Below are 4036 nucleotides of genomic sequence, written 5' to 3' on the forward strand. Positions count from 1 at the left end.
TAAGTGCGCAGATCGCTGCGCAGGCCTTAAATTACGTGACTTGTAGGAAATTACTTAAGTGCGGTTTTGTCGCTTGCTGATCGCTTTTAGTGTGGCTAAGGTTCGCACACTTCGTCGCATATTGAACGAAGGTAAATGGTATTCCGGGAAGTAATTATAATTGCGCCGGGTGTGCCGCTTCTGCCTTGAATAGTAACGTGCGGCCCAGAATGGTTTATTCAGACAAGCTTTATGCTTATTACTTGGAACTTGCACGGCTGCCTTGCACGGCAGGGGAGTTCGCTGGCTGCGATATGCGCTTTTCGAGTGAGTATGAGGCGTTGGAATTCGAGCTGGGAAAGGCGCAATCGATTCATGGTGCAAGCGTGCCGGACTGGCAGAGCATCAGTGACATCGGCGAGCGCCTGTTGCGTGATCACTCCAAGGATCTGCGCGTCGCTGTTTGGGTAACCTGGGCTTTGCACCAGCGCTTTTCATTTCCGGGCTTGCTGGCGGGCCTCGGTTTGCTGCTGGGTCTTTGTGAGGACCATTGGGCGGTTGTCTATCCAGCCAAGTCGCGTACCCGTTGTGCCGCGTTCGGTTGGCTGGTACTGCGGCTTGACCCGTTGTTTGCGCAAAACATTTCACTGACCGGGCAGTTGCCACTGTTCCAGGCGCTGCTGGAGCACATCGTGCGCCTTGATGAGCTTTGGGGTAAGCGTCTGGGCGACGACGCGCCCTTGTTATTGCCGATTCGCAGGCAACTGTCGGAGCGTTTGGCGATCGCTACGCAAGGTACGCCTGAGACGGGTGGCGTCGCCAGTGTCATCGCCCAGGTCAAACAGGTGACGACTCAGTTGCTCAAGCCCGAGCAGCCGGTCAACAACGAAAAAGATGCTCATAAATTGCTGCGGGCGTTGCAGGAGCAGGCCCGCCCGTTGTGCACCTGGTGGCTGCGCCAGAGTGCCACCGACCTGCGTGCATTGCGCCTCAGCCGAACGCTGGCGTGGCTGACCCTCATCAGCTACCCGGACGCCAACAGCGAGCGGGTGACAGCCCTGCGCCCACCGCCGGCCGACAAACTCAAGCGCTATCAGGAGCGGTTTGCCTTGGGGCAGTACGCCGACCTCTTGCTTGAACTTGAGGCCAGCCTCAGCGGCGCATTGTTCTGGTTCGACGGCGTGCGCATGGCCTGGGAATGCCTTGAAGCCTTGCAGGCAGAGTTGGCGATGACCGAACTCGAAATGAATTTTGCCTTGCTGTTGCAGCGGTTGCCGAGCTTGCCTGAGTTCAAGTTCGACGATGGCGCGCCGTTTGCGGACGCCGCGACGTGTGACTGGATCGCACTTCACGTTGTTCGCCACCTGCATAAGGCCGAGCCCGAACGGGTGGTTACGGATGCCGCAACCGAACCCTGGGAGGCCGCCTTGCAGGCGCAGATGTTCAGGCTGCGCAAGGACGGACTCAAGGCGGCGGTCGGTGCACTCAAGCAAGGATTGTATGCCGCACGCAGTGATCGGGCCCGATTCCACTGGCGCTTGGCACTCGCCAAGTTGTGCATGCGGGCCGGTAAACACGAACTGGGCAGGGTTCAGCTTGAACAGCTGGATAGTGAATTGCAGCACGCGGGCCTGGAGCGCTGGGAGCCCGAGTTGGCGTTTCAGGTAACTCGGCTGCTGTATCGCTGCTATGACCTCTTGCCACAAGACCATGCCGTGCGTGAACGCCGGGAAATGGCTCATCGCAGGTTGTGCCATTTCGACCTGGAAGCAGTACTTGAATAGGCTTTTGAGCCCACTAGAAAAAGGAGAAATACCATGGCCAAAGACGGATCGGTAGCACCCAAGGAACGAATCAATATCACCTTCAAGCCCGCCACCGGCGGCGTTCAGGAGGAGGTCGAGTTGCCTATGAAGCTGCTGGTGCTGGGCGATTTCAGCCAGCGTGAAGACCTGCGCAAGCTCGAAGATCGCAAGCCTATCGGCATCGACAAAAACACTCTCGACGAGGTGTTGGCCAAACAAGCGTTGAGCTTGACGTTAAGCGTACCCAATCGCTTGCAAGCGGATACCGACATCGACGAACTGGCGATCCAGGTCCGTATCAACTCGATGAAGGATTTCAACCCCGCGAGCCTGGTTGAGCAAATACCCGAGCTGCAAAAGCTGATGGCGCTGCGCGAGGCATTGATGGCGCTCAAGGGGCCTTTGGGCAATACCCCAAGCTTTCGCAAAGCTATCGAGCAGGCCCTCGCCGATGACGAATCGCGTGCGCGGGTACTCGCCGAACTGGGACTGAACCCCGCCGTTTGAAACCTTCAGTAAAAGGACACTGACACCATGACACCTACCCAGCACAATCCGCAGTCCGCAGACGCGGCTGTTGAGTACAGCATTCTCGACAACATCATTGCCCAGACATTATTGAGTGCCGATGACGAGGCCTACGGCATTGCCAAGCGCGGTGTGTCGGCGTTTATCGAAGAATTGCTCAAGCCGCACAACAGTGCGGAGCCGGTGAAGAAGCGCCTGGTTGACCGGATGATCGCCGAGATCGATACAAAACTCAGCCAGCAGATGGACGAGATCCTTCACCACCCTGATTTCCAGGCGCTTGAAGCGGCCTGGAAAGGGCTGCAGCTGTTGGTCGATCGCACCAATTTCCGCGAGAACATCAAGATCGAGCTGTTGAATGTCTCGCGACAGGACCTGCTGGATGATTTTGAGGATTCTCCGGAAATCACCCAGTCTGGGCTGTACAAGCATATCTACAGTGCCGAATACGGCCAGTTTGGTGGTCAGCCCGTGGGTGCGATCATTGCCAACTATTTCCTTTCACCCAGCGCACCTGACGTGAAGCTGATGCAGTACGCCTCCAGCGTTGCCTGCATGGCCCATGCACCTTTTATTGCTGCTGCCGGGCCGGGCTTCTTTGGCCTGGAAAGCTTTACCGGGTTGCCGGACCTGAAAGACCTCAAAGACCACTTCGAAGGCCCGCAGTTTGCCAAATGGCAGAGCTTTCGCCAGAGCGAAGATGCCCGTTACGTTGCGCTAACCGTGCCGCGTTTCCTGTTGCGAACGCCTTACGACCCCCTTGAGTCTCCGGTTAAAACCTTTGCCTACCAGGAGAACGTGGTCAACAGCCACGAGCATTACCTGTGGGGCAATACCGCCTACGCTTTCGCCACTCGCCTGACCGACAGTTTCGCGCGCTTTCGCTGGTGCCCGAACATTATTGGTCCACAAAGCGGTGGGGCGGTGGAAGACCTTCCGCTGCATCATTTCCAGAGCATGGGCGAGATCGAAACCAAGATACCTACAGAAGTGCTGGTCTCGGACCGGCGTGAGTACGAGTTGGCGCAGGAAGGCTTCATTGCCCTGACCATGCGCAAGGGCAGTGATAACGCGGCGTTCTTTTCAGCCAGCTCCGTGCAGAAACCCAAGACCTTTGGCATCAGCGAAGAGGGCAAGGCCGCCGAGCTCAATTACCGGCTCGGCACCCAGTTGCCGTACATGATGGTGGTTAATCGTCTGGCCCACTACCTCAAGGTGTTGCAGCGCGAACAATTGGGTTCGTGGAAGGAGCGTACTGACCTTGAGCTGGAGCTCAACAAGTGGATTCGCCAATATGTGGCCGATCAGGACAACCCCAGTGCTGAAGTCCGTGGCCGCCGGCCGTTGCGCGCGGCACGCATCGTTGTCAGCGATGTAGACGGTGAGCCGGGCTGGTATCGGGTCAACCTGAGCGTGCGCCCGCATTTCAAGTACATGGGCGCCGATTTCACGTTGTCGTTGGTCGGCAAGCTTGATAAAGAATGAGAAAAGGCCAGGGAATGCCCCATAACCATAGCCTTTTCGAGCGGCTCGATCGCGACGCCTCCACCCAGGTGTGCGGCGTGGCATCCGTGGCGGCGCATTTGGGGAAAATGCTCAGCACCCGTGCGGGCAGTGTCCAGACACTGCCCGATTACGGCTTGCCCGACCTCAATGACATGCGGCTTAGCCTGCATGAGTCCTTGACCCAGTCGCGTGTTCTCATCGAGCGCTTTATCCAGGCC

4 protein-coding genes are annotated in these 4036 nt (G+C 57.7%); all 4 read left to right on the plus strand.

The annotated features are described in order from the left end of the window. Nucleotides 1–209: 209 nt before the first annotated feature. The gene (gene tssA / locus WBB95_RS05135) at nucleotides 210–1763 is read left to right on the plus strand and encodes a type VI secretion system protein TssA (protein WP_424486573.1); all 1554 of its coding nucleotides are present in this window, start codon (nucleotides 210–212) and stop codon (nucleotides 1761–1763) included. 33 nt (nucleotides 1764–1796) lie between these two features. Beyond that, on the plus strand, nucleotides 1797–2291 hold the full coding sequence (gene tssB, locus WBB95_RS05140) for a type VI secretion system contractile sheath small subunit (RefSeq protein WP_424486574.1): 495 nt from the start codon (nucleotides 1797–1799) through the stop codon (nucleotides 2289–2291). 27 nt (nucleotides 2292–2318) lie between these two features. Then, a complete protein-coding gene (gene tssC, locus WBB95_RS05145; RefSeq protein ID WP_424486575.1) occupies nucleotides 2319–3797 on the plus strand; it encodes a type VI secretion system contractile sheath large subunit in 1479 nt (492 codons plus the stop codon). A 14-nt stretch (nucleotides 3798–3811) separates the two neighbouring features. Next, nucleotides 3812–4036: type VI secretion system baseplate subunit TssE (gene tssE / locus WBB95_RS05150; protein WP_424486576.1), on the plus strand; the 225-nt coding region annotated here is incomplete at its 3' end.

Origin of the sequence: Pseudomonas sp. (assembly GCF_049645325.1) — a bacterium.
Taxonomy (GTDB): domain Bacteria; phylum Pseudomonadota; class Gammaproteobacteria; order Pseudomonadales; family Pseudomonadaceae; genus Aquipseudomonas.

Excerpts from the sequence above, each read along its gene's own strand:
- tssA (WP_424486573.1), top strand. The coding sequence starts at position 210 with ATGGTTTATTCAGACAAGCTTTATGCTTATTACTTGGAACTTGCACGG.
- tssB (WP_424486574.1), top strand. The coding sequence starts at position 1,797 with ATGGCCAAAGACGGATCGGTAGCACCCAAGGAACGAATCAATATCACC.
- tssC (WP_424486575.1), top strand. The coding sequence starts at position 2,319 with ATGACACCTACCCAGCACAATCCGCAGTCCGCAGACGCGGCTGTTGAG.